Genomic DNA, 22,887 nt, shown 5'->3' on the forward strand with positions numbered 1-22,887 from the left:
AGAGCCGCCCGGCGTTTATTGCTCGCTATAGTCGGGACGGTTTACAGCGGACTGCCTGCGGCCCACTCCCAATAGAGCTCGCGCGCCCGCCGCGTCACCGGACCGATCTGGTAGGAGGTGTCGTCGAAGGCCGTCACCGGCGTGACCTTGGCCATGTTCCCGGTCAGGAACACCTCGTCCGCGCCGTGGAAGTCGTCGAAACTCAGCACTGTCTCATGCACAGTCACACCATCGGCGCGCAGGTTCGCGATATGACGCGCCCGCGTGATCCCGGCAAGGAAGGTGCCATTGGCTGCGGGCGTGAACACCTCGCCATCCTTGACCATGAACGCATTGGCCGTCGCGCTCTCGGCCACGTTGCCGATCGCATCGGCACACAGCACATTGCCGAAGCCCTTGGCCCGCGCCTCGACCAGCATCCGCGCGTTGTTGGGGTAAAGGCATGCGGCCTTGGCGTTGACCACCGCATCCTCCATCACCGGGCGGCGGAACCGCGTGCGCGTCAGGGTGGTCGACGCGCCCTCGGGCGGCATCGGCACCTCTTCGAGGCAGATGGCAAAGCCGACCGATTTTGCATCCGGCACAAGCGCCATATAGCCCGTGTCCTGCCCCCAATACATCGGCCGTATATAGACCGCGGCGCCCGGCGCATAGGCGCGCAGCCCCTCGCGGATGACCTCCACCATCTCGCCCGCCTCGACGGTCGGCTCCAGCATCAGCGCGCGCGCCGAGGCATTCACCCGCGCGCAATGCAGATCGAGGTCGGGCACCAAGCCGTAAGCCATCCGCGCCCCGTCAAACACCGCGCTGCCCAGCCACATGCCATGATCCGCAGCCCGCATGACGGATGCATCGCCTTCATGCCAGCGACCCTCGAAATATGTGCGGATATTCGTCCCAGTCGCCATGGCAATCCCCTTCCTTTATCTTGCTGAAAATACTTTCGCCGAAGGCGCTAGAAAATTAAGAAATTTTCTATCCCCCGCGTCCGACCATGCCGACGATATCATAGGTCTGCGCAAGGATCGGCGAGGCAATCTCTCGCGCGCGATCCGAGCCGCGGCCAAGAATGGCGTCGATCTCGCCCACATCCTGCATCAGGCGACCCATCTCCTCGGAAATGGGCGCCATGCGCTCGACCGCCAGATCGGCCAGTGCCGGCTTGAACTCGGAAAACGGGCGCCCACCCATGTCGCGCATGACTTCTTCGGCGCTGATGCCCGCAAGGCCCGCATAGATATTTACCAGATTGCGCGCCTCCGGGCGGCCCTCCAGCCCGTCCAGATCCATCGGCAGAGGCTCGGGATCGGTCTTGGCCTTGCGGATCTTCTTGGAGATCGTGTCCGCGTCGTCGGTCATGTTGATGCGGCTCATGTCCGAAGGATCGGATTTCGACATCTTCTTGGACCCGTCGCGCAGGCTCATCACGCGCGTGGCCGCGCCTTCGATCACCGGCTCGGCGAGCGGAAAGAACTCGACACCGTAATCGTGGTTGAACTTGGCCGCGATGTCGCGCGTCAGCTCCAGATGTTGTTTCTGGTCCTCGCCCACGGGCACATGGGTGGCGTGGTAGACAAGGATATCGGCGGCCATCAGTGCCGGGTAGCCAAAGAGGCCCAATGAGGCGTTCTCGGCATTCTTGCCAGCCTTGTCCTTGAACTGGGTCATGCGCTTCATCCAGCCCATGCGCGCGACGCAGTTGAAGATCCAGGCCAGTTGCGTGTGCTCGGGCACCTGGGACTGGTTAAAAAGGATTGATTTTTCAGGGTCCAGCCCCGAAGCAATGAAGCCTGCGGTCAGCTCGCGCGTGGCGTGGCGCAGCTTGGCGGGGTCCTGCCAGACGGTGATCGCGTGCAGATCGACCATGCAATAGAGCGATTGCACACCCTTGTCCTGCGCATCGGCAAAGCGTTTCAGCGCGCCCAAATAGTTGCCAAGGTGCAGATCGCCGGAGGGCTGGATGCCCGAAAACACCCGTGGGGTGAAGGCTGCATCGCTCATCTGTAGCGTCTCCGTCTGGATTTCCGTGCCAGCCTCAACTACCCATGCGTCCATGCCCCGTCAAGCAAAGGCCAAAGCGCACCCATGAGCCATCCCGACGATTCCAGCCCGTTCAATCCGCTGCCGCCCGTCGTGGTGCTGCTTTTCCTGGCCGTGGTCATCCCCGAGATCGCGTTTTTCCTCGGCTCCAAGGGGCTGATCGGTGGACCGCAAGCGGTGGGCTGGCGGCAGGCGATGATCCAGGATTACGGATTTAGCGGGGATATCCTGCGCTGGATGATCACCAACGGGATCTATCCACCCGAGCACCTCCTGCGGCTGATCACCTATCCGTTCCTGCATGGCGGGTTCAGCCAGATGCTCTTTGCCGCCGCGCTACTCTTGGCGATGGGCAAATTCGTGGGCGAGGTGTTTCGCCCCATGGCCACCCTGGCCGCGTTCTTCATCCCTGCCATCTGCGGCGCGCTGGTCTACGGGTTGGTCTCACGTGACAATCCGTGGCTCTACGGCGCGTTTCCAGGCATCTACGGCCTGATTGGCGCCTTTACGTATCTGCTTTGGCTCAAGCTGGGCCAGCAGGGCGGCAGCCAGGCCCGCGCCTTCGTACTCATCGGGTTCCTGATGGGCGCGCAGCTTCTCTTTAGCCTGTTTTTTGGCGGCACACTGCGCTGGGTTGCGGATCTGACCGGCTTTCTGAGCGGATTTGCCGCGTCCTTCGTGCTGCGCCCTGGCGGCTGGTCGAAACTGCGCGAAAGGCTGCTTCAGCGCTGACGGCGCAGGGCGGCCTTGAGCTCGGCCTTGGTAAAGGCGCCGATGAGCCGTCCGGCAAAGTAGTAGACGACGATGCCCAGCGTGATGAGGACAAGCAGCGCCAGCGCACGCCAGCCCGGCACGCCGAAGATGGGCGACAGACCGACCATCAATGCCCAGAGCGCCGCGCCCATGAGGATCGAGGCCACGCAGATGCGCCAGATCCGGCTGCGAAACCGATCATCGAAGCGCGCGACATCGCCGAAGGGCCGCACGCCGCGCGCCAGCAGCCAGACCATCGCCCAGCCGGCGAGGGTGGTGCCGATCGCCGCCGCGATCCACCCGATATAGGGCGCAAGGCCAATAGCCAGAACCGCGTTCATGACAAGCGAGACGACTGCGTAGTAGAACGGCCTCTTGGTATCCTCGCGCGCGAAATAGATCGGTTGCAGCACCTTTTGCAGCACGAAGGCCGGCAGGCCGAGGCCGTAGATCGCCACTGCCAGCGCGGTCGCGGCTGTATCGTCGACATTGAAATTGCCACGTTGGAACAGCACCGTGATGAGCGGGATCGGGATGACCACAAGGGCCACGGCGGCGGGGATGGTCAGGGCCAGCGACACCTCGCCCGCCCGGCTAAGCGCCATGCGTGCACCGTCGCCGTCATCGGCCCGCAGGCGGCGTGAGAGGTCTGGCAGGAGGACGATGCCCACAGCGATGCCGACAACGCCCAGTGGCAACTGGTAGAGCCGGTCGGCCGCATAAAGCCAGCTGACGGCGCTGTCGAAATTCGAGGCGACCTGCTGCCCCACCAGCAGGTTGACCTGCATGACGCCGCCGGCCAGCGCGGCAGGCACTGCGATCCTGACCAACTGACGCATCTCGCGCGACCAACGCGGACGGACGGGTGTGATGCGTTGCCCCGCCCGGGTGGCGGCGACCCAGACAAGTGCCAGCTGCGCGATGCCCGCGAAAGGGATGGTCCAGACCAGTGCAGTCGGCACGCTGCCTCCCGTCCAGACGGCCACCGCCATCGCGGTGCAGAGCATGACGTTCAGCAATACGGGCGCGGCCGCGGCCGCAACGAACCGCCCGGTCGAGTTGAGCACGCCCGACAGCAGCGCCGCCAGCGAGATGAAGAAGATATAGGGAAAGACCACACGCCCGAATTCGACGGTGAGGTCGAACCGCTGATCCCCGGCAAAGCCCTCGGCGGTCAGCCAGACCAGCGCGGGCATGAAGATCATCGCCAGCGCCACGACGAAGAGCAGCACCAACGCCAGCCCGCTGAGCGCGAGCCGCGCGAAGCCTTCGGCATCGTCGCCGCCTTCAAGCCGTTTCGAGAACATCGGCACGAAAGCGGCGTTGAATGCGCCTTCGGCAAAGAAGCGGCGGAACATGTTGGGCAGGCGGAAGGCGGCGACGAAGGCGTCCATCACCGGCCCCGGCCCGATCAGCCCCGCGATCATCACGTCGCGCACGAAGCCGAGGATGCGGCTGACCATGGTCCAGCCGCCCACCGTAAAGATGCCCGTGATCAGGCGCGTCGGCCGTATCTGCGATGAGCTGCTCACTCGATGGCCCTTTGCGTGCCTTCGGAAATGGCCGCGCGCAGCTTCGCTTCCAGCGATTTCTGCTTGGCCTCCGAGTAGAATTTCAGACCGAACATATCCTTGACGTAGAAGGTATCGACGACCTGCTCGCCGAAAGTCGCGATGACGGCGCTGGCGATATAGACATTGCCCGCCGCAAGCGTGCGGGTCAGGTCATAGAGCAGGCCGGGCCGGTCGCGGGTATCGACCTCGATGATCGTATAGATCTCGGATCCCTCGTTGTCGAAGGTGATATGCGTGGGCACGCGAAACGCGCGCTCGCGCTTCTTGATCTTGTCGCGCGACTTCATGGCATCGCGCGCGACGACCTCGCCCTTGAGCGTTTTGAGAATGGTCTGGCGCAGGCGCGGCAGACGCTCATCCGCAAAGGGGTGCCCGTCCGCATCCTGTATCCAGAAGACTGCTGTCGCATATCCGTCCTTGGACGTATAGGTGCGCGCATCCACCACGCCCGCGCCAACCAGCGCCAGCGCGCCGGCAAGGCGCGAGAAGATGCCCGGATGGTCCGCCATGACAAAGCAGGCGCGCGTCGCATCGCGGTCCTCGTCAGGATGCAGATCGATCCCGATCTCGCCATCCTTTCCGGCCAGATTGCGCAGAAGATTGGCAAAGACGACATGCGCGGTGACGTGCAGACCCTGCCAATAGGGCGGGTAATGCCGCGCGGTCTCATGCTTGAGCGCCTTGGGTCCCCAGCCACCCAGCGCCTTGCGCAACCGCTGCTTGGCGTCCGATCCGCGCTGCTCGCGATTCAGGTCCTCCAGCCCGTTCTCCATAGCGTGCAGGGTCTGGCGATAGAGCGCGCGCAAAAGCGATGCCTTCCAGTTGTTCCACGTTCCCGGCCCAACGCCTCGGATATCGCAGACCGTCAGCACACAGAGCAGGTCCAGCCGCTCGCGCACCTGCACCGCCTTGGCAAAGTCGCGCACGGTGCGCGGATCGGCGATGTCGCGCTTTTGCGCCATGTCCGACATCAGCAAGTGATAGCGCACCAGCCATTCGACGGTGTCCACCTCCTTGGGCTTTAGCCCCAGACGCGGCGCGACCTTGCGCACGATCTTGGCACCAAGGATCGAATGATCCTCAGACCGCCCCTTGCCGATATCATGCAAGAGGAGCGCCACGTAGAGAATGCGCCGGTTCACCCCGTGCTTGAGGATCGACGAGGCGACGGGCAGCTCCTCGATCAACTCGCCCCGCTCGATCTTGGCAAGGTGGCTGATGCATTGGATCGTATGCTCGTCGACCGTGTAGTGGTGATACATGTTGAACTGCATCATTGCGACGATCGGCTCGAACTCGGGGATGAAGGCGGGCAGCACGCCCAGCTCGCTCATCCGGCGCAAGGCGCGCTCGGGGTTGCCGTGCCGCAGCATGAGACCCAGAAACAGCTTTTGCGCCACTGGATTGCTGCGGACATCGTCGGTAATCAGATCGAGATTGGCGGTCACCAGGCGCATCGCATCGGGATGGATCAGAAGACCGGTGCGCAGCGCTTCGTCAAAGACGCGCAGGATGTTGATGGGATCGGCGAGGAAGCCGTCATTGTCTGCAATGGCGAGGCGCCCGTTCACCTCGGAGTAGCCGTCTTTCAGCTTGCGCTTGCGGCGAAAGATGCGCTGCAGCAGCGGCTCGGATTTGACATGAGCCGCCTCCAGCTGGGTCAGGAAAATGCGGGTCAGATCGCCCACGGCGGTGGCGTGGCGGAAATAGTCCTGCATGAAAATCTCGACGCCGCGCCTTCCGGCGCTGTCTCTATAGCCCATGCGGTCGGCCACCTCGACCTGCAGATCGAAGGTCAGCTTGTCATTGGGGCGCCCGGTGATGAGGTGCAACTGGCACCGCACGGCCCAGAGGAAATTCTCGGCCTCGGCGAACGTGTCGAACTCTTCCTCGGTAAACATGCCCTGACCGATCAGATCGGTCTTGTCGGTGACGCGGTAGGTGTATTTCGCGATCCAGAAGAGCGATTGCAGATCGCGCAATCCGCCCTTGCCTTCCTTGACGTTGGGCTCGACCATGTAGCGCTGGCCGCCCTGCTTTTCGTGGCGCGTCTCACGCTCTTCCAGCTTGGCCTCGGTGAATTCGCGTTCGGTCCCGGAGAAAAGATCGTTCCAGAGGCGGTGATGCAGATCACCCGCCAACTCGGCGTCTCCGGTCAGCCAGCGATGCTCCAGAAGAGCGGTGCGGATGGTGAAATCCTCGGTCCCGAGGCGCAGGCAATCGCGAATGGTGCGGCTGGAATGGCCCACCTTCAGGCGCAGATCCCACAGGATATAGAGCATGGATTCGATCACGCTCTCGGCCCAGCCTGTGATCTTGTAGGGGGTCAGGAACAGCAGATCGACATCCGACTCGGGCGCCATCTCGCCCCGCCCATATCCGCCCACGGCCAGCACGCTGAGGCGCTGCGACTCGGTGGGGGTGGGTAGCGGATGCATGGCTTCGGTCGCGATGCGGTACGCGGTGAGGACGAGGCAATCGGTCAGCCAGCTATAGGAGCGTGTCGCGGCGCGGGCGCGCAGGGGCGCCTCCGCCAATGCGGCGGCGATGGCGCTGCGTCCGCGCTGCATCTCTGCGCCGAGGATGTCGACCGCGTGGCGACGCAGCTCGTCCGCCGTGTCGCCTTCATATGTGGCGAAGCGGGCCGCGACCGCGTGTGTGTCAAAGATGTCGCGGGGCTCGCAGATCAGGTCGCCCGGCGCCGCATCGCGCGCCGGGTCTATCTTGGTCATGGGGGTCATGTGCTGCCGATCAGGTCCGATCAGAAGCCCGCGCCACGGCCAAAGCCCCGCGGCGCCGGGTCAAGAATGACAACCTTGCCGCCCCGTATCGTTGCCACGGCCAGGCCGCGCTGGTTGGTGCCATCGGGACGCAGGCGGAACACACCGTCGACACCCTGGAATCCCGCCGATTGCGTCAGCCCCGAGCGCGACAGCGCATCGCGCTTGCCCGTCTTGATCAGCGCACCCACGGCGGCGATGCCGTCATAGGCCAGACCGGCGATCGGGTGCGGCTTATTGCCGTTACGCTGGGCGAAGCGCGACTGGAAGGCGCGGGCCTTGCCTTGGTCCGGCATGGCGAACCAGCCTCCCTGAACGCCCGGCAGCTCCAGCGTTTGCGCCGGGGTGTCCCAGCGCGCAAGGCCGATATACTGTGTCATCGCCGGGTCGATCCCGTTCTCGGGCAGCATCTGCGCGAAGAGCGGCAGCGCGCCCGCCGAGTTGGCCGTGAGGAACACGGCCTGAGCCGATGTGCTGCGCACCGTCTGGGCCACCTGCGGCACGGCCTTAACGACGCCGTCCTGTGAGAAATCATAGCCGACATTGCCGACGATCTGCGCCCCTGCATTGGCCGCCGCCTTGGCGATGGCCTGCTGGCCAAGCTGACCGGCGAGATTGTTGGAATAAACCGTCACGATACGCTTCTTGCCCTGCTGCGATGCATAGCGGGTCAGCCTGTCGGCGGTATTGTCGAAGGTCTGGCCCAAGACGTAGAGATTGCCGCCAGCGATGGTGGGGTTGTTGGAAAAGGCGAGAACGTTGACGTTCTTCGAGGCCACGGCCACGGCCACAGCATTGGCGGATTCGGCATGGAGCGGCCCGATGATAATCTTGGCCCCGTCCGACACTGCGTTCAGCGCGGCCTGCTGGGCTTGGCCGGGTTGGCCCGCCGTGCCATAGACGCGCAGGTCGATCTGCACTCCCGAGAGGTCCGCCACCGCCAGCCGCGCCGCCGCCTCCAGGTCGCGCGCCAAGGCCGCCTCGCCCGGCGCGGAAGAGCCGTGCGGCACCAGAAGGGCCACCGCCACCGGCCTGTCCGGGTCGATGGGTTGCCCGGCGCCGCTGCCGATACCGGCCATGCCGACCGGTTCGCACGCGGCGACCCAAAGCAGCGACAAGAGCGCGATAAGACGGGTCAACACCTTGCGGGTGATCGGCAAAACAGCAAACATGGGGGATACCTCGTTTCGGACGTTTTATTCGGATGGCGCGTTGCGGGCGATAATAGACGTCATATGAGGCGGGTCCAGCGATGAATCATGTCAGGCAAACTCTCGCCCCCGGATTGTATCTGGTGGCGACTCCGATCGGGACGGCGCGCGACATCACTCTGCGCACGCTGGATATCCTGGCTTCGGCCGATGTGATCGCCGCCGAGGATACGCGCAGCCTGCGCAAGCTGATGGATATTCATGGCATCGCGCTCGAGGGGCGGCCCCTCGTGGCGTATCACGATCACAATGGTGCACGGGCCCGGCCCCGTCTGATGGAGGCTCTGGAAGCAGGAAAATCAGTTGTTTACGCGTCCGAGGCTGGCACGCCCATGGTGGCCGATCCGGGGTTCGACCTGGCGCGCGCGGCGATCGCGGAGGGACATGGCCTGATCTCGGCGCCGGGGCCGTCGGCGGTGATCACGGCACTGACGCTGTCGGGCTTGCCGACGGACAAGTTCCTCTTTGCGGGGTTTTTGCCCAATACCGCGACCGCGCGGAAAACCGCGCTGCGCGGCCTGGGGGCCGTGCCCGCGACACTGGCCTTCTACGAATCGCCCAAGCGCGTGGCGGCGATGTTGCGCGATGCCGCCGCGGTGCTGGGCGGCGACCGGCAGGCGGCCGTATGCCGGGAACTGACCAAGAAATTCGAAGAGGTCCTGCGCGGCACGTTGGACGAGTTGGCACAGGAACTGGCACGCGAGCCGCGCAAGGGCGAGATGGTTGTGCTGATCGATCGTGTTGGGGAACGGTCTGTTAACCTCTCCGATATAGAACAGGCGCTGAACGCGGTGATGGGTGATATGTCCGTCAGGGATGCCGCAGATGCGGTGTCGCATGATCTGGGTCTCAAACGGCGGGATGTCTACCAGATTGCCTTGCGACTGGGGGCAGGAAAAGAAAAGGGTCAGACATGACGCAGATGCTGGATCTTCGGGATCTACCGCACACGCCGGCGCCAGCGCGCCGTGACCGCGGACGCCGGGCCTACAATTCGGGCCTTGCCGCCGAAGAACGGGCTGTCGCGCTCTATACTGCGGCCGGCCTGCGCCTTCTGGAGACGCGGTGGCGCGGCAAGAGTGGTGAGATCGATCTGATCCTCGCCGATGGCGAAGAGATCGTCTTTGCCGAGGTCAAGCAGGCCCGCACTCATGATGCCGCCATTGCCAGCCTCCGCCCGGCCCAGATGCGCCGCATCCATGCCGCCGGATCCGAATACCTTGCGCATTGCCCGAAAGGCCAGTTGACCGATGTCCGTTTCGATCTGGCGGTTGTCGATGGCGCGGGGAGCTGCGACATCCTCGAGGGGCTGTTTTCGCATTTCTGAATTGCACCCCTGACGCCCATGCCGCATGAAGGCTGTGTAGCCAGACAGGGGAAAACCCATGAAGATCGCGTTTCAAATGGACCCGATCGGCCCGATCAACATCGACGCCGACAGCACTTTTCGCCTTGCCGAAGAGGCACAGGCGCGCGGTCATGAGCTATTTTACTACACCCCTCAGCATCTGGCCTATGACGAGGGGCGCATCACGGCCTATGGCCAATCGCTGAAAGTACAGCGTGTCAACGGTGATCATGCGATCCTGGGCGAGATGGAAACTGTCGATCTGGCTGATTTCGACGTGGTCTGGCTGCGGCAAGACCCTCCGTTTGACATGTTCTACATCACCACCACCCATCTGCTGGACCGCCTCGCGCCGGGCACCTTGGTGGTGAATGATCCCTTCTGGGTGCGCAACTTCCCCGAAAAGCTGCTGATTCTCGATTTCCCCGATCTCATGCCTCCCACCGCAATTGCCCGCGATCTGCCCACGATCCGCGCCTTTCGCGACCGGCATGGCGATGTCATTCTCAAGCCGCTTTACGGTAATGGCGGGGCGGGGGTTTTTCTGTTGAAGGGCGGGGACAGCAATCTCAGTTCGCTCCATGAGATGTTCACCGGGTTCAGTCGCGAGCCGTTGATCGTGCAGAAATTCCTGCCCGATGTGTCTAAGGGCGACAAGCGGGTGATTCTCGTCGATGGTGAGCCGGTAGGCGCGATCAACCGCGTTCCCGCCGCCGGCGAGACGCGCTCGAACATGCATGTGGGGGGGCGGCCCGAGAAGGTGGAACTGACCGAGCGCGACCGCGAGATTTGCGCCGCTATCGGCCCGCTGCTGCGTGAAAAGGGGCAGATCTTTGTCGGGATCGACGTGATCGGGCGCTATCTGACCGAGATCAACGTGACGTCCCCCACCGGCATTCAGGAGCTTGAGCGCTTTGACGGCTTCAATATCGCCGGCAAGATATGGGACGCCATCGAGGCGAGGCGGGCGGCCACCGCCGCGTGAGCTTGCGCGCGAGATTGCTGAACGGCTGGCTGCGCCAGACTGAAAAGCGGATCCTTGCACGGGCCAAAGACCCCAAGACGCTGCGCCGCCATATAGAGCGCGGCGCACGACTGTTTTTTCGCCCCCCGCGCGGCGTCGCATTTGCGACCACGGCGCTGGGCGCCGGGCAGATCCCTGCCTTGCGTGTATCACCCCCCGGCGCACCGGAGGGACCGGTGATTCTGTATCTGCACGGGGGCGGTTACCTGTTCGGGTCACCGCGCGTTTATCGAGCATTGGCGTCCCAGCTGGCACTTCAGACCGGTCTGCAAGTGATCCTGCCGCAATACCGCCTTGCCCCCGAGCACCCTTTTCCCGCAGCGCCGGAGGATGCGTTGGCCGTGTATCGCGCGGTGATGGATCACCCGGGCGGCGTGATCCTTGGCGGGGACAGCGCCGGGGGCGGGTTGGCTCTGGTGCTGTTGATGCAAATCTGTGCGTTCGGATTGCCGCAGCCTCGGGGCACATTCTGTTTCTCGCCCTTGACGGATCTCACATTTTCCGGCGCCAGTTTCGCGTTCAACGCTGCGGCTGACGTGCTTTTGCCTGCGCATCAGGCTGCGGAAATGGCCGAGATGTATCTGCAGGACGCCTCCGCCTCCGACACGCGCGCCTCGCCGCTTTTTGCTGATTTCACCGGCGCGGCGCCGGTCTGGATCACGGTGGGCAGCACCGAGATATTGCTGGATGATGCCCGCCGGATGACGGCCCGTCTGCTGGATCAGGGGGTAGATGTTACCTGCGTGATCGAGCAGGATCTGCCACATGTCTGGCCGATGTTTCACGCGCTCATCCCGGAGGCGCGTCAGACGCTGGCCAAACTGGATGGCTGGATCAGGTCTCTTTCGCGCCTGTGACGCGGTAGCTGGCTGCCTCGGCGACATGCGGGCGGCGCACCGCGTCTGACCCGTCCAGATCCGCGATCGTGCGCGCCACGCGCAAGACCCGGTGATAGCCCCGCGCCGAAAGGCCGAAGCGCTCGGACATGCGGGTCAGCAGGGCGCGGCCCTCTTGGTCGGGCGTCGCCACCTCGGCCAGAACGCCGCCCTCCGCGTCGGAGTTCAAATACATCCCCGGCGCATCTGCGTAGCGCGAGGCTTGTAGGGCCTGCGCAGCCGTAACGCGGGCGGCGACCTCGGCGGAGCTGTCGCCGGATGGGGGCAAATCGAGGTCCGAAAAACTGACCGGAGGCACTTCGATCCGCAGATCGAAACGGTCCATCAGCGGCCCGCTGATACGCCCAAGATAGTCGTCTCCGCAAGCGGGCGCGCGAGCGCAGGCGCGCGCCGGATCGCTGAGATATCCGCATTTGCAAGGGTTTGCGGCGGCGATCAGCATGAATCGGCAGGGGTAGGTCACATGCGCATTGGCGCGGGCGATCATCACTTCGCCTGTCTCAATCGGCTGGCGCAGTGTCTCCAGCACTGTCCGTGAAAACTCAGGAAATTCGTCCATGAAGAGCACGCCATTATGCGCAAGGCTGATCTCGCCCGGCGAGGCGCGGCGCCCGCCGCCGACGATGGCGGCCATCGAGGCTGTGTGATGCGGCTCGCGGAAAGGGCGGGCGCGGCTGATGCCGCCCTCGTCCAGAAGGCCGGCGAGCGAGTGGATCATTGACGTCTCCAGCGCCTCGCGCGCGCTGAGCTGTGGCAGGATGCCGGGCAGCCTTGCGGCAAGCATCGACTTGCCTGATCCCGGCGTGCCCAGCATCATCAAGTGGTGCCGCCCGGCGGCGGCGATCTCCATCGCTTGCTTGGCCCGCTCTTGCCCTTTGACGTCTCGCAAATCGCGGCCCATGGCCGGTGCGGTCACCTCGCCCGGCTCGGCCGGGGGCAGGGGTGATTGGCCGGTATAGTGCCGCACAACATCGGCCAGGGTCGCGGCGCCGATCACATGCGCCGCGCCCACCCAGGCCGCCTCGGCGCCCGATGCCTTGGGGCACAGCAGTGTGCGGTCCTCTTCGGCGGCGGCCATGGCGGCGGGCAGGGCGCCGATCACCGGCATGAGCGTGCCGTCGAGCGACAGCTCGCCCAGCGATGTTGTGCCCTCAATGGCGTCCTTGGGGATGATTTCCAGTGCGGCCAGCAGGGCCAGTGCAATGGGCAGGTCGAAATGACTGCCCTCCTTGGGCAGGTCGGCAGGGCTGAGATTGACCGTGATGCGTTTCGACGGCAGGGCGATCGCCATCGAGGTCAGCGCGGTGCGCACGCGGTCACGCGCCTCGCTGACCGCCTTGTCGGGCAGGCCGACAAGGCTGAACGCGGGTACGCCGGGCGTGACGGCGCATTGTACCTCGACATGGCGGGCCTCAACCCCCTCGAAGGCGACCGTGTAGGCGCGCGCGACCATTTCCTGCCCCTTCGGCACTAGTTTCTCTGGTGTAAACCTTGATTAACGCTAGCGTGGCAGGGATTTAGGAATGGTTAACGCCAGAGCGAATTATCAGACGAGCGCCATGAATTGTGGCCATGCCTCGAGGTCGGCCACAGTCTTGTCGCGGCAGCGGGCATTGCCCATGCCGAAGACGCGCCCGTCCATCTCCATCAGATGCGTGACGGGTTCGCCGGAATAGGGGCATTTCGCGTTTTCGGGCGTCCCGCCTGAGACCGCCTTTGCAGCGCGGGGTGCTGGGCCGGGCCAGGTGCCCACCGCAAAATCGCGCCGGTAACGCGCCAATTCCTGGCCATGCACCAGCCCCAGCGCGCGCCAGCGGCGGAAGGGCGGATCGGCCAGATGCGCGTCCACATAGGTCTGCGCGCTGGGCGAGACCTTCAGGCCGTAGCCCGCGATGCGCGCGGCGACGGGGGCGTAGAACGCATCGACAATACCATATTCGTCACAAAGCCATGGGCCATTCGGCGCGCAGGTTTCGCGGGCGTGGTCCCAGACCGTCTCCAACCGGCGCAGGTCGCGCTGGACGGCGTCGGACGGGGCGAAATCTATATAGGCCTTGCGCAGGTTCATCGGGCAGTCGCCGCGCAGTGCGGTAAACCCGGCGTGCATTTCGCACGTAGCCGCGCGGGCGGTCGCGCGGGCCAGCGGGGCGTCCGGCCATAGGCCAAGATCCGGATGACGGCTGGCCAGTTCTTCGGCAATGGCCAGGGACTCGCCTACCAGCGCGCCCTCGGGGGTGCGGATCGACGGCACGGTCTTGGCCGGCGCCCAGTCCGGCATGAGGTCTGGCACCTCGCCGTCGTCAAAGCAGATTTCGGTTTGTCTGCGCGCGATGCCGAAACGGTCAAACAAGAGCCATGCGCGCATGGACCAGCTGGAATAGGCATAATCGCCGATGATGAGATCATATGTCATGGCGCGAGGTTACGCGGCGCCAGGGCGCGCGCATAGTCAGCAAATGTGCGGCGCCCCATCAGGGCAGGTGATTGATAGCCTCCGCGTGCCAGCGCGCGCCGTCATGGCGCAGGGACGTGACAGACAGGTTGTCGATGCGGTGGCCGAACGCCTCGTATCCGGTGATGCTCAGCGCGGTCTGCACTTGCGTCAGGATGGCGCCCATATGCGCGACTGCGATGATGTCGCGGCCCGGATGTGCCGCCAGTAGCGCGGCGGCGGTGGCGCTGACGCGAGCGGTGACCATGTTCCACGATTCGCCTTCGGGGGCGGTCAGATCGCCGGGCGTGTCCCAAAAGGCGCGCAGACGCTCGCGGTGAGGCGCGCTGTCGAAATCGGCCATTTCCCACGCGCCGAAATTGATCTCGCGCAGGTGGGGGTCATCCGGCAGTCTCGTTCTCCCCGCCGCTATGGCGTTGGCGGTGTCGCGTGCGCGGATGAGGTCCGAGGAGATGACCAGCGCGTCCTGCGGCAGATAGGCCGAAAGGCGGCCAAGCTGGGCGGCGTCGCTCAGATCGGCGGGAAGATCGGTCCAGCCGACCATCGCCTTGGCGTGGGTCGGCCCGTGGCGGACCCAGTGAATCCGGCTCATGGCAAAGTGCCCTTCAGAACCTGCGGCAGGCCCGCGATCATGTTCACGACCAGCCCGGCCTCGGCGGCAAGACGCTTGTTCAGATCGCCCTGCGCCCGCTGAAACCTGCGCGCCAGCGCGTTATCGGGCACGATCGACAGCCCGACCTCGTTCGAGACGGTGACGACGGGCGCCGCGCAGGATGCCATCGCCGCGATCAGCGCCTCTTCCTCGGCGGCAAGGTCATGCTCGGCCAGCATATGATTGCTCAGCCAAAGCGTTGCGCAATCCAGCAAGATGACCTGATCGGCGGTCGCCCCGGCCAGAGCCGGCCTTAAGTCCAGCGGTTCTTCGATGGTATGCCAGCCATCCGCCGCGCGCGCTGCCTTGTGCTGTGCGATCTTGGCGCGCATCTCGTCATCATAGGCCTCGGCGGTGGCAATATAGAGGCGATTTGCGCAGGCACGCTGTATCAGCGCCTCGGCCCAGCGCGATTTGCCCGAGGCAGTGCCGCCTAGCACCAATGTAAGCGGTGGCAACATTAAATCTGAACTCTTTTGTGATCCGGAACGTTATTCAACCCGTAGCACTTGGCAAATGAGTGAGAAAGAGCGCAGTCCAAAACCGCTCGCAAACCTCGGGAGAAGTCGCATGGTAATCGACGTTCAACAAAACAGCTCATTGTCGCGCAAGGCTATGAAGGCAGAGTTGCTCGACGCTGAGACAGAATTGCAGTTGGCCTATGCATGGCGGGATCAGCGCGACGAAGAGGCGCTGCATCGTCTCATCACCGCCTACATGCGCCTCGCCATCTCGATGGTGTCGAAATTCCGCCGCTACGGCGCACCGATGAACGATCTGATCCAGGAGGCCGGTCTGGGCTTGATGAAGGCCGCCGAGAAATTCGATCCCGACCGGGGCGTGCGGTTTTCGACCTACGCCGTCTGGTGGATCAAGGCGAGCGTCCAGGACTATGTGATGCGCAACTGGTCGATGGTGCGCACAGGCTCCACATCGTCGCAAAAGTCGCTTTTCTTCAACATGCGCCGGGTTCAGGCTCGGCTGGAGCGGGAGGCTATGGCCCAGGGGCACGAGCTCGACGGCTATCAGCTGCGCGAGATGATCGCGCAGGAAGTGGGCGTGCCGCTGCGCGATGTCGAGATGATGCAGGGCCGGCTATCCGGCTCCGATTTCTCGCTCAACGCCACGCAAAGCTCCGAGGATGAGGGCCGCGAATGGATCGACGCGCTGGAGGATGACGCGCCGCGCGGGGACGAGTTGGTCGAGGTGGATCACGATCTGGGCGCGCTGCGCGTCTGGCTGACCGAGGCGATGGGCAAGCTGAACGAGCGCGAGCGGTTCATCGTGCGCGAGCGCAAGCTGCGGGACGAGCCGCGGACGCTTGAAAGCCTCGGGCAGGAACTGAGCCTCAGCAAGGAGCGTGTGCGCCAGCTTGAGGCGGCGGCATTCCAGAAGATGCGCAAGTCGCTTGAGGCCAATGGCACCGAGGTGCAGAGCCTTCTGGCGTGATGCGCTGGGCTGCCCTGCTGGCCATATGGGCCGCGCCGAGTTTTGCGCAGGATATTTTCGTGATGGGCGAGGTGCATGACAACCCCGCCCATCATGCCGTTCAGGCGGAGCGCGTTGCGCAGCTAAATCCGACAGCGCTGGTGTTTGAGATGATGACGCCCGGGCAGGCGGAGCGCATCACGCCCGATTTGCGCGCTGATCGGGATGCGCTGGCCGACGCGCTGGAGTGGCAAGACAGCGGTTGGCCCGACTTTGCCTATTACTTTCCCATTATCGAGGCGGCGCCGGGTGCGCGCATCTACGGCGCAGGCGTGCCGCGCGCGGAGACCCGCGCTGTTGGCGAGGATGGGCTGGAGGCCGCCTTCGGGGATGGGGCCGGTGAATTCGGCCTCGATCAACCCTTGCCGGGGGATCAGCAGGCCGCGCGCGAGGCGCTGCAGGCCGATGCCCATTGCGGCGCGCTGCCCGAGGCGATTTTGCCGATGATGGTCGAAATTCAGCGTCTGCGCGATGCGGCGTTGGCGCGGTCGGCGCTGAACGCTTTGCGCGAGACGGGCGGGCCGGTGGCCGTGATCACTGGCAACGGCCACGCCCGCACCGATTGGGGCATGCCGGCGCTGCTCGCCCTGCCCGCGCCCGAGGTGGCGCTGCATAGCTTGGGACAGGGCGAGGATGGCGCGCCGCCGGAGGGCACATTCGACGAGGTTGTCGACAGTCCCGCGCCCGCGCGCGCGGATCCTTGCGAGGCGTTCCGTTAGCCCGGCCTTGTCTTGCATCCGCGCCCGCCATACTGTCGCGGCGCTTGGGAGTGACTTATGACGCTGGCTGGTAAACGAATTCTGCTCATTATCGGCGGCGGTATCGCGGCCTTCAAGACGCTGGACCTGATCCGCCGCCTGCGCGATAGGGGCGCGAGCGTGACCCCCGTTCTGACCGCTGCGGGGGCCGAGTTCGTCACGCCCTTGTCTGTCTCCGCTTTGGCCGGGACCAAGGTCTTCACCGATCTTTTCGATCTGACGGATGAGGCCGAGATGGGCCATATCCAGCTCAGCCGTAGCGCTGATCTGGTCGTCGTCGCGCCCGCCACGGCCGATCTTATGGCCAAGATGGCGCAGGGTCACGCGAATGATCTGGCGACGACGCTGCTTCTGGCCACGGATAAGCCCGTGATGATCGCGCCCGCGATGAACGTGCGCATGTGGGATCACCCGGCGACCCGGCGTAATCTGGCCGTGCTGCGAGGGGATGGCATTTCCGTCGTTGGCCCCGAGGATGGTGACATGGCCTGCGGCGAACATGGGCCGGGCCGCATGTCCGAGCCGTTGGAGATCGCCGCCGCCATCGAGGGGGCGCTATCGGATGGCCCGCTGAAAGGCCGCCGCATCCTTGTCACGTCCGGCCCCACCCACGAGCCGATCGATCCTGTGCGCTACATCGCCAACCGATCGTCGGGCGCGCAGGGCAGCGCCATCGCCCGCGCCTTGGTGGCCATGGGCGCCGAGGTGGTCTTTGTCACAGGCCCGGCAGATGTGCCCCCGCCCGCGGGGGTGAATCTGCACCGCGTCGAGACGGCGGATCAGATGCTGGAGGCTTGCCGCGCGGCCCTGCCCGTGGATGCGGCCATCTGCGCCGCTGCTGTGGCCGATTGGCGCGTCGCCAGCGCCAGCGCGTCCAAGATGAAGAAAGGCAAGGGCGGCCTGCCGCAGCTGGAACTGGCCGAAAATCCCGATATCCTTGCCATCCTGTCACAGTTGACCGATCAGCGCCCTGCGCTGGTCGTCGGCTTCGCCGCTGAGACAGATGACGTGGCACAAAACGCCACTGATAAACGGCAGCGCAAGGGCTGCGACTGGATCGTCGCGAATGACGTGAGCCCGCATACTGGCATCATGGGTGGCAGTGACAACGAGGTGATGCTGATCACCGAGGCAGGCGCCGATCGGTGGCCGCGCATGCCCAAGTCCGACGTTGCCGCGCGTCTGGCACGCCGGATCGCGGATGCGCTGGCCTGAATAGCGCCTGCAATTGATCTTGCGCAGGACAGGGTGTTGCACGAAAAAAGCCACAATACCCCGTCAGGATCGCGACCATGCAGCTTTCGAACGAAATATCTCCTAAATCCTACGGCGTCGCCGTCATGCTTTGCGGCATTTTCGGCGTGATGGGCATCCACCATTTCTACCTCGAGGATTGGCTTCACGGGCTGGCTGATGTCGGCCTGCTGATCCTTGCCATCGGATTCGCCGCGCAGGGAATGGTCGGTCTGGCACTCTTGGTTTTCTTGCTGGACGGGCTGCATACCTTGATCATCTTCTACTACCTCATCATCGAGAAATGGCGCGACGGCAAGGGTCGGCCCATCGTGATGCAGACCAATCCATAAGGCGCAAAGCGCCATTATTCATGAGGGACACCAAACCATGACAAACACCACGACAGTCGGCCCCGTCAGCGAAAAGAAATTCGTTCCCGCGGTCCTGCTATGCTTTTTCCTGGGCAGTCTTGGCATCCACCGCTTTTACCTGGGCAAGGTCGGCACCGGCATCCTGATGCTGATCACGCTGGGTGGCTTTGGCATCTGGACGATCATCGATTTCGTGCGCTTGATCATCGGCTCGATGAAGGACAAGTACGGCCTGCCGCTGCAGCACTGAATCACCGTGCGACCGGGCGTCTGATTCCGTGTCCGTGTGAAGGAGATCGGCGGCGCATCGCACCGCCGATCATTTTTGTGATCACATGATATTATGCCGTGATCACAAATGCGCATCTCATGCGGCCAGTTGCGAATTTTACTGGATTTTTGCTGGGCAACAGCGTCAAGACCACTAAAACAAGAGGCAAGTCATCGCGCAGGCCCATCGCCCGCCGCGAGAGCCAAGCAAAGGATCCTAGGATATGGCCGACGTGAACCGGGGCGACCGCCCGCTTTCACCGCATATTTCAATCTACCGCCCGCAGCTGACCTCGATCACGTCCATACTGACGCGCATCACCGGCAACGCGCTGATCGTTGCAGTTCTGCTGATCGTCTGGTGGCTGCTGGCCGCTGCAACCGGCCCCGAATATTTCGATACGGCCGATGCGGTCGTAACGTCGTGGTTCGGCGATCTGGTGATGACCCTGTCGCTCTGGGCGATCTGGTATCATTACCTTGCGGGGCTGCGTCATCTGATCTGGGACACGGGCAAGTGGCTGGATATCAAATCGGCCGAGACGCTTGGCTGGATCTGCGTAGTCGGATCGGTCGTTCTGACCGTCCTGACCCTCATCATCATCTAAGGGAGGCGAGAGATGCGTTATCTGACCGCCCGCAAGCGCGCCGAGGGCAAGGGCGCCGCACATTCCGGCACCGAGCACCACTGGTACATGACCGTCAGCTCTGTCGGACTTGCCCTGATCGTGCCAACCTTTCTATACATCGTCGGCAGCACGCTTGGCGGCACGCGCGAGGAGGTGCTGGCCACCTTTGCGCATCCGGCTGTCGCGGTCCTCTCGGCTTTGGTCATTTTTGTCGGACTCGAGCATTTCCGCAAGGGTGCGCAGACGATGATCGAGGACTACTCCCATGGCAGCACGCGCAAGATCCTGATCATCGGCGTGACTGTGCTGTCCTACGGGGCGACGGCGACCGGCTTGCTTGCCTTGGCAAAAATCGCGATTTGAGGACCTGACCCAATGGCCGAATACGAATACGAGACGCATGATTACGACGTTGTGGTCGTTGGCGCCGGCGGCGCGGGCCTGCGCGCCACGCTTGGCATGGCCGAGCAGGGACTGCGCACAGCCTGTGTGACCAAGGTCTTTCCGACCCGCTCGCACACCGTGGCGGCGCAGGGTGGTATCGCCGCATCGCTGTCGAACATGGGACCCGATCACTGGCAGTGGCACATGTATGACACCGTCAAGGGCAGTGACTGGCTGGGCGATACGGACGCGATGGAATACCTGGCGCGCGAGGCGCCCAAGGCGGTCTACGAGCTCGAGCATTACGGTGTGCCCTTCTCCCGGACCGAGGAGGGCAAGATCTATCAGCGCCCGTTCGGCGGTCACACCACCGAATTCGGCGAAGGCCCCGCCGTGCAGCGCACCTGCGCCGCCGCCGACCGGACCGGCCACGCGATCCTGCACACACTTTATGGTCAGAGCCTCAAGCAGAAGGCCGAGTTCTACATCGAGTATTTCGCCATCGACTTGCTGATGAGTGATGATGGTGCCTGCACCGGCGTCGTCTGCTGGAAGCTGGACGATGGCACGATGCATGTCTTCAATGCCAAGACGGTCGTTCTGGCAACGGGTGGCTATGGGCGCGCCTATTTCTCGGCCACATCCGCTCATACCTGCACCGGCGATGGCGGCGGCATGGTGGCGCGGGCTGGCCTGCCCCTACAGGACATGGAATTCGTCCAGTTCCACCCCACCGGGATCTACGGCGCGGGTTGCCTCATCACCGAGGGCGCGCGCGGCGAGGGCGGGTATCTGACCAATTCCGAAGGCGAGCGGTTCATGGAGCGCTATGCGCCCCAGTACAAGGACCTTGCGCCACGCGACTACGTCAGCCGCTCGATGACGATGGAGATCCGCGAGGGGCGGGGCGTGGGCAAGGATGGCGATCACATCCACCTGAACCTATCCCACCTGCCGCCCGAGGCGCTGAACCTGCGGCTGCCCGGCATTTCGGAATCGGCCAAGATCTTCGCCGGCGTTGATGTCACGAAAGAGCCGATCCCGGTTCTGCCCACCGTGCATTACAACATGGGCGGCATTCCGACGAATTATTGGGGTGAGGTGCTGAACCCCACGAAGGACGATCCGCAGGCCATCGTGCCCGGCCTTATGGCCGTGGGCGAAGCGGGCTGCGCATCGGTCCACGGGGCCAACCGCCTTGGCTCCAACTCGCTGATCGACCTCGTCGTCTTTGGTCGCGCCGCCGCGATTCGCGCCGGCAAGGTCGTGGACAAGGACGCCGCCGTGCCCGCGACCAACAAGGCCGGTGTCGACAAGGCGTTCGACCGGTTCGACAGCATCCGCAATGCCAATGGCGGTACGCCCACGGCCGAGCTGCGCATGGACATGCAGAAAACGATGCAGGCCGATGCCGCCGTCTTCCGCACGTCCAAGACGCTGGCCGAGGGTCTGGAAAAGATGAAGGGTATCGCGGCCAAGCTGGATGACCTGCATGTCACCGACCGTAGCCTCGTGTGGAACACCGACCTGATGGAAACGCTGGAGCTGACCAACCTCATGCCAAATGCGATGGCCACCATCGCGGGCGCCGAGGCGCGTCACGAAAGCCGCGGTGCCCACGCGCACGAGGATTTCGAGAAGCGCGACGACGAAAACTGGCGCGTTCACACCATCGCCCGCGTCGATGGTGCATCGGTCGATCTCAGCTACCGTCCGATCGTGGAGGCACCGCTGACCACCGAGAAGGACGGCGGCATCAGCCTTAAGAAGATCGCGCCGAAGGAACGCACATTCTGATGAAGGCGCTCGCCATATCGGCGCTTGTTGCGCTCACGGCCTGCACGGCGGCGAATGACGCCGCCGATACGGTTGCGCGTAACCAGGCCAAGACCGTGGTGAACGGCTATGTGGCGACCAATTTTCCTGGCGTGAAGGCAGCGCCGGTCACCGATTGCATCATTGAAGCCGCCGACGCGCGCGAGATCCTGCAGATCGCCAGTGGCGCGATCACCGGGGTCGACGCGGCCCTTGCCGAACAGATCGGCCAGATCGCCCGCCGCCCCGAGGCGCTGCAATGCATTGCCCAGAACAGCCTGACCCTGATCGGCTGAAAAGGAGTACGACGATGGTTCAACTGACCCTGCCCAAGAACAGCCGCATGGTGACGGGCAAGACATGGCCCAAGCCGGAAGGCGCCACCAACCTGCGCAAGTTCAGCATCTATCGCTGGTCGCCCGATGATGGCGAGAATCCCCGCGTCGATACCTATTTCGTCGATATGGACGATTGCGGCCCGATGGTTCTGGACGCGCTGATCAAGATCAAGACCGATATCGACCCGACGCTCTCCTTCCGCCGGTCCTGCCGCGAGGGGATTTGCGGGTCGTGCTCGATGAATATCGGCGGTATCAACACGCTGGCCTGCATCTATGGCATGGATGAGGTGAAGGGCGACGTGAAGATCTACCCGCTGCCGCACATGCCTGTTGTGCGCGACCTGATCACGGACCTCACGCATTTCTACGCCCAGCACGCCAGCATCCAGCCCTGGCTTGAGACCGAGACGGTCGCGCCTTCGAAGGAATGGAAGCAGTCCATCGAGGATCGCGAGAAACTGGACGGTCTCTATGAATGTGTCATGTGCGCCTGCTGCTCGACCGCCTGCCCCAGCTATTGGTGGAACGGCGACAGGTATCTTGGACCGGCGGCGCTACTTCATGCCTATCGCTGGATCGTTGATTCGCGCGACGAGAATACCGGCGAGCGGCTGGATGATCTGGAGGATCCGTTCAAACTCTATCGCTGCCACACGATCATGAACTGCACCAAGACCTGCCCCAAGGGCCTGAACCCCGCAAAAGCCATCGCAAATATCAAGAAGATGATGGTCGAGCGCGCAGTTTGATCCCAAAGTGACGCAAGCAGTATAGCAGGCCGCATCGCGGCCTGCTTTTTGTCTTCTACGGACCCATGTTTATCGCTCCCAGTCGTTTGCATCTGTTGACTGGAGGGAAAATAAAT

General features: G+C 63.9%; 24 protein-coding genes. 15 read left to right on the top strand and 9 right to left on the bottom strand.

What is annotated here, in order from left to right; translation table 11 throughout:
• Positions 1-41 precede the first annotated feature (41 nt).
• Both ACEWPM_RS08090 and trpS read right to left on the bottom strand, forming a co-directional pair.
• Positions 42-908 (bottom strand): branched-chain amino acid aminotransferase, encoded by an 867-nt coding sequence (locus ACEWPM_RS08090; RefSeq protein ID WP_393961155.1) that lies wholly within the window; start codon positions 906-908, stop codon positions 42-44.
• 67 nt (positions 909-975) lie between these two features.
• Positions 976-2,001 carry a tryptophan--tRNA ligase gene (gene trpS, locus ACEWPM_RS08095; protein ID WP_393961156.1) on the bottom strand — a complete coding sequence of 342 codons (1,026 nt, stop codon included), beginning with the start codon at positions 1,999-2,001 and terminating at the stop codon, positions 976-978.
• An 84-nt stretch (positions 2,002-2,085) separates the two neighbouring features.
• Between trpS and ACEWPM_RS08100 the strand changes: the two genes are divergently transcribed.
• Positions 2,086-2,772 carry a rhomboid family intramembrane serine protease gene (locus ACEWPM_RS08100; RefSeq protein WP_393961158.1) on the top strand — a complete coding sequence of 229 codons (687 nt, stop codon included), beginning with the start codon at positions 2,086-2,088 and terminating at the stop codon, positions 2,770-2,772.
• Here ACEWPM_RS08100 and murJ read toward each other — a convergent pair.
• From murJ to ACEWPM_RS08115, 3 genes are read right to left on the bottom strand one after another with little or no spacing between them, the layout of a single operon-like run.
• Positions 2,763-4,307 (bottom strand): murein biosynthesis integral membrane protein MurJ, encoded by a 1,545-nt coding sequence (murJ, locus tag ACEWPM_RS08105; protein WP_393961450.1) that lies wholly within the window; start codon positions 4,305-4,307, stop codon positions 2,763-2,765. The two genes, ACEWPM_RS08100 and murJ, sit on opposite strands and share 10 nt — an antisense overlap.
• A 14-nt stretch (positions 4,308-4,321) precedes the next feature.
• The gene (locus ACEWPM_RS08110; RefSeq protein WP_393961160.1) at positions 4,322-7,099 is read right to left on the bottom strand and encodes a [protein-PII] uridylyltransferase; all 2,778 of its coding nucleotides are present in this window, start codon (positions 7,097-7,099) and stop codon (positions 4,322-4,324) included.
• A 29-nt stretch (positions 7,100-7,128) separates the two neighbouring features.
• A complete protein-coding gene (locus ACEWPM_RS08115) occupies positions 7,129-8,319 on the bottom strand; it encodes a penicillin-binding protein activator (protein ID WP_393961161.1) in 1,191 nt (396 codons plus the stop codon).
• Between the two features lie 80 nt (positions 8,320-8,399).
• Between ACEWPM_RS08115 and rsmI the strand changes: the two genes are divergently transcribed.
• Genes rsmI through ACEWPM_RS08135 form a run of 4 tightly spaced genes read left to right on the top strand, consistent with a single transcriptional unit; the run spans position 8,400 to position 11,587 of the window.
• Positions 8,400-9,275 (top strand): 16S rRNA (cytidine(1402)-2'-O)-methyltransferase, encoded by an 876-nt coding sequence (gene rsmI / locus ACEWPM_RS08120; RefSeq protein WP_393961162.1) that lies wholly within the window; start codon positions 8,400-8,402, stop codon positions 9,273-9,275.
• Positions 9,272-9,685: a YraN family protein gene (locus tag ACEWPM_RS08125; RefSeq protein ID WP_393961163.1), complete on the top strand. Its 414-nt coding sequence runs from the start codon at positions 9,272-9,274 to the stop codon at positions 9,683-9,685. The genes rsmI and ACEWPM_RS08125 overlap by 4 nt, the downstream gene beginning before the upstream one ends.
• Before the next feature lie 58 nt (positions 9,686-9,743).
• On the top strand, positions 9,744-10,691 hold the full coding sequence (gene gshB, locus ACEWPM_RS08130; protein WP_393961164.1) for a glutathione synthase: 948 nt from the start codon (positions 9,744-9,746) through the stop codon (positions 10,689-10,691).
• Positions 10,688-11,587, top strand: coding sequence for an alpha/beta hydrolase (locus ACEWPM_RS08135; RefSeq protein WP_420768011.1), 900 nt, complete (start codon positions 10,688-10,690; stop codon positions 11,585-11,587). The genes gshB and ACEWPM_RS08135 overlap by 4 nt, the downstream gene beginning before the upstream one ends.
• On the opposite strand, the gene ACEWPM_RS08140 is transcribed toward ACEWPM_RS08135, so the two are convergent.
• The 4 genes from ACEWPM_RS08140 to cobU form a co-directional block, all read right to left on the bottom strand.
• Complete coding sequence (locus tag ACEWPM_RS08140) at positions 11,565-13,079, bottom strand: YifB family Mg chelatase-like AAA ATPase (protein ID WP_393961166.1); 1,515 nt, start codon at positions 13,077-13,079, stop codon at positions 11,565-11,567. The genes ACEWPM_RS08135 and ACEWPM_RS08140 overlap by 23 nt on opposite strands.
• 93 nt (positions 13,080-13,172) lie before the next feature.
• Positions 13,173-14,039: a glutathione S-transferase gene (locus tag ACEWPM_RS08145; RefSeq protein ID WP_393961167.1), complete on the bottom strand. Its 867-nt coding sequence runs from the start codon at positions 14,037-14,039 to the stop codon at positions 13,173-13,175.
• Between the two features lie 58 nt (positions 14,040-14,097).
• Complete coding sequence (locus tag ACEWPM_RS08150; protein ID WP_393961168.1) at positions 14,098-14,670, bottom strand: histidine phosphatase family protein; 573 nt, start codon at positions 14,668-14,670, stop codon at positions 14,098-14,100.
• Positions 14,667-15,191, bottom strand: coding sequence for a bifunctional adenosylcobinamide kinase/adenosylcobinamide-phosphate guanylyltransferase (cobU, locus tag ACEWPM_RS08155; protein WP_393961169.1), 525 nt, complete (start codon positions 15,189-15,191; stop codon positions 14,667-14,669). The genes ACEWPM_RS08150 and cobU overlap by 4 nt, the downstream gene beginning before the upstream one ends.
• A 109-nt stretch (positions 15,192-15,300) precedes the next feature.
• Between cobU and ACEWPM_RS08160 the strand changes: the two genes are divergently transcribed.
• From ACEWPM_RS08160 to ACEWPM_RS08205, 10 genes are all read left to right on the top strand, one after another.
• The gene (locus tag ACEWPM_RS08160) at positions 15,301-16,179 is read left to right on the top strand and encodes an RNA polymerase factor sigma-32 (protein WP_393961170.1); all 879 of its coding nucleotides are present in this window, start codon (positions 15,301-15,303) and stop codon (positions 16,177-16,179) included.
• Positions 16,179-16,937, top strand: a complete 759-nt coding sequence (locus ACEWPM_RS08165) for a ChaN family lipoprotein (RefSeq protein ID WP_393961171.1) — start codon at positions 16,179-16,181, stop codon at positions 16,935-16,937. The genes ACEWPM_RS08160 and ACEWPM_RS08165 overlap by 1 nt, the downstream gene beginning before the upstream one ends.
• 57 nt (positions 16,938-16,994) lie before the next feature.
• Positions 16,995-18,191, top strand: a complete 1,197-nt coding sequence (gene coaBC / locus ACEWPM_RS08170) for a bifunctional phosphopantothenoylcysteine decarboxylase/phosphopantothenate--cysteine ligase CoaBC (RefSeq protein WP_393961172.1) — start codon at positions 16,995-16,997, stop codon at positions 18,189-18,191.
• Positions 18,192-18,268: 77 nt separating this feature from the next.
• Positions 18,269-18,562 (top strand): hypothetical protein, encoded by a 294-nt coding sequence (locus ACEWPM_RS08175; RefSeq protein ID WP_393961173.1) that lies wholly within the window; start codon positions 18,269-18,271, stop codon positions 18,560-18,562.
• Positions 18,563-18,599: 37 nt separating this feature from the next.
• Complete coding sequence (locus tag ACEWPM_RS08180; RefSeq protein WP_393961175.1) at positions 18,600-18,833, top strand: TM2 domain-containing protein; 234 nt, start codon at positions 18,600-18,602, stop codon at positions 18,831-18,833.
• A 244-nt stretch (positions 18,834-19,077) separates the two neighbouring features.
• The gene (gene sdhC / locus ACEWPM_RS08185; protein WP_393961176.1) at positions 19,078-19,461 is read left to right on the top strand and encodes a succinate dehydrogenase, cytochrome b556 subunit; all 384 of its coding nucleotides are present in this window, start codon (positions 19,078-19,080) and stop codon (positions 19,459-19,461) included.
• A gap of 12 nt (positions 19,462-19,473) precedes the next feature.
• Entirely contained in the window at positions 19,474-19,845 is a 372-nt protein-coding gene (sdhD, locus tag ACEWPM_RS08190) for a succinate dehydrogenase, hydrophobic membrane anchor protein (protein WP_393961178.1), read from the top strand.
• A 12-nt stretch (positions 19,846-19,857) separates the two neighbouring features.
• A complete protein-coding gene (sdhA, locus tag ACEWPM_RS08195; protein WP_393961179.1) occupies positions 19,858-21,663 on the top strand; it encodes a succinate dehydrogenase flavoprotein subunit in 1,806 nt (601 codons plus the stop codon).
• Positions 21,663-21,977 (top strand): succinate dehydrogenase, encoded by a 315-nt coding sequence (locus ACEWPM_RS08200; RefSeq protein ID WP_393961180.1) that lies wholly within the window; start codon positions 21,663-21,665, stop codon positions 21,975-21,977. The genes sdhA and ACEWPM_RS08200 overlap by 1 nt, the downstream gene beginning before the upstream one ends.
• A gap of 14 nt (positions 21,978-21,991) precedes the next feature.
• On the top strand, positions 21,992-22,771 hold the full coding sequence (locus ACEWPM_RS08205) for a succinate dehydrogenase iron-sulfur subunit (protein ID WP_393961181.1): 780 nt from the start codon (positions 21,992-21,994) through the stop codon (positions 22,769-22,771).
• Positions 22,772-22,887: the final 116 nt, after the last annotated feature.

Source organism: Roseovarius maritimus, from assembly GCF_043355895.2.
In the GTDB taxonomy this organism is placed as follows: domain Bacteria; phylum Pseudomonadota; class Alphaproteobacteria; order Rhodobacterales; family Rhodobacteraceae; genus Roseovarius; species Roseovarius maritimus.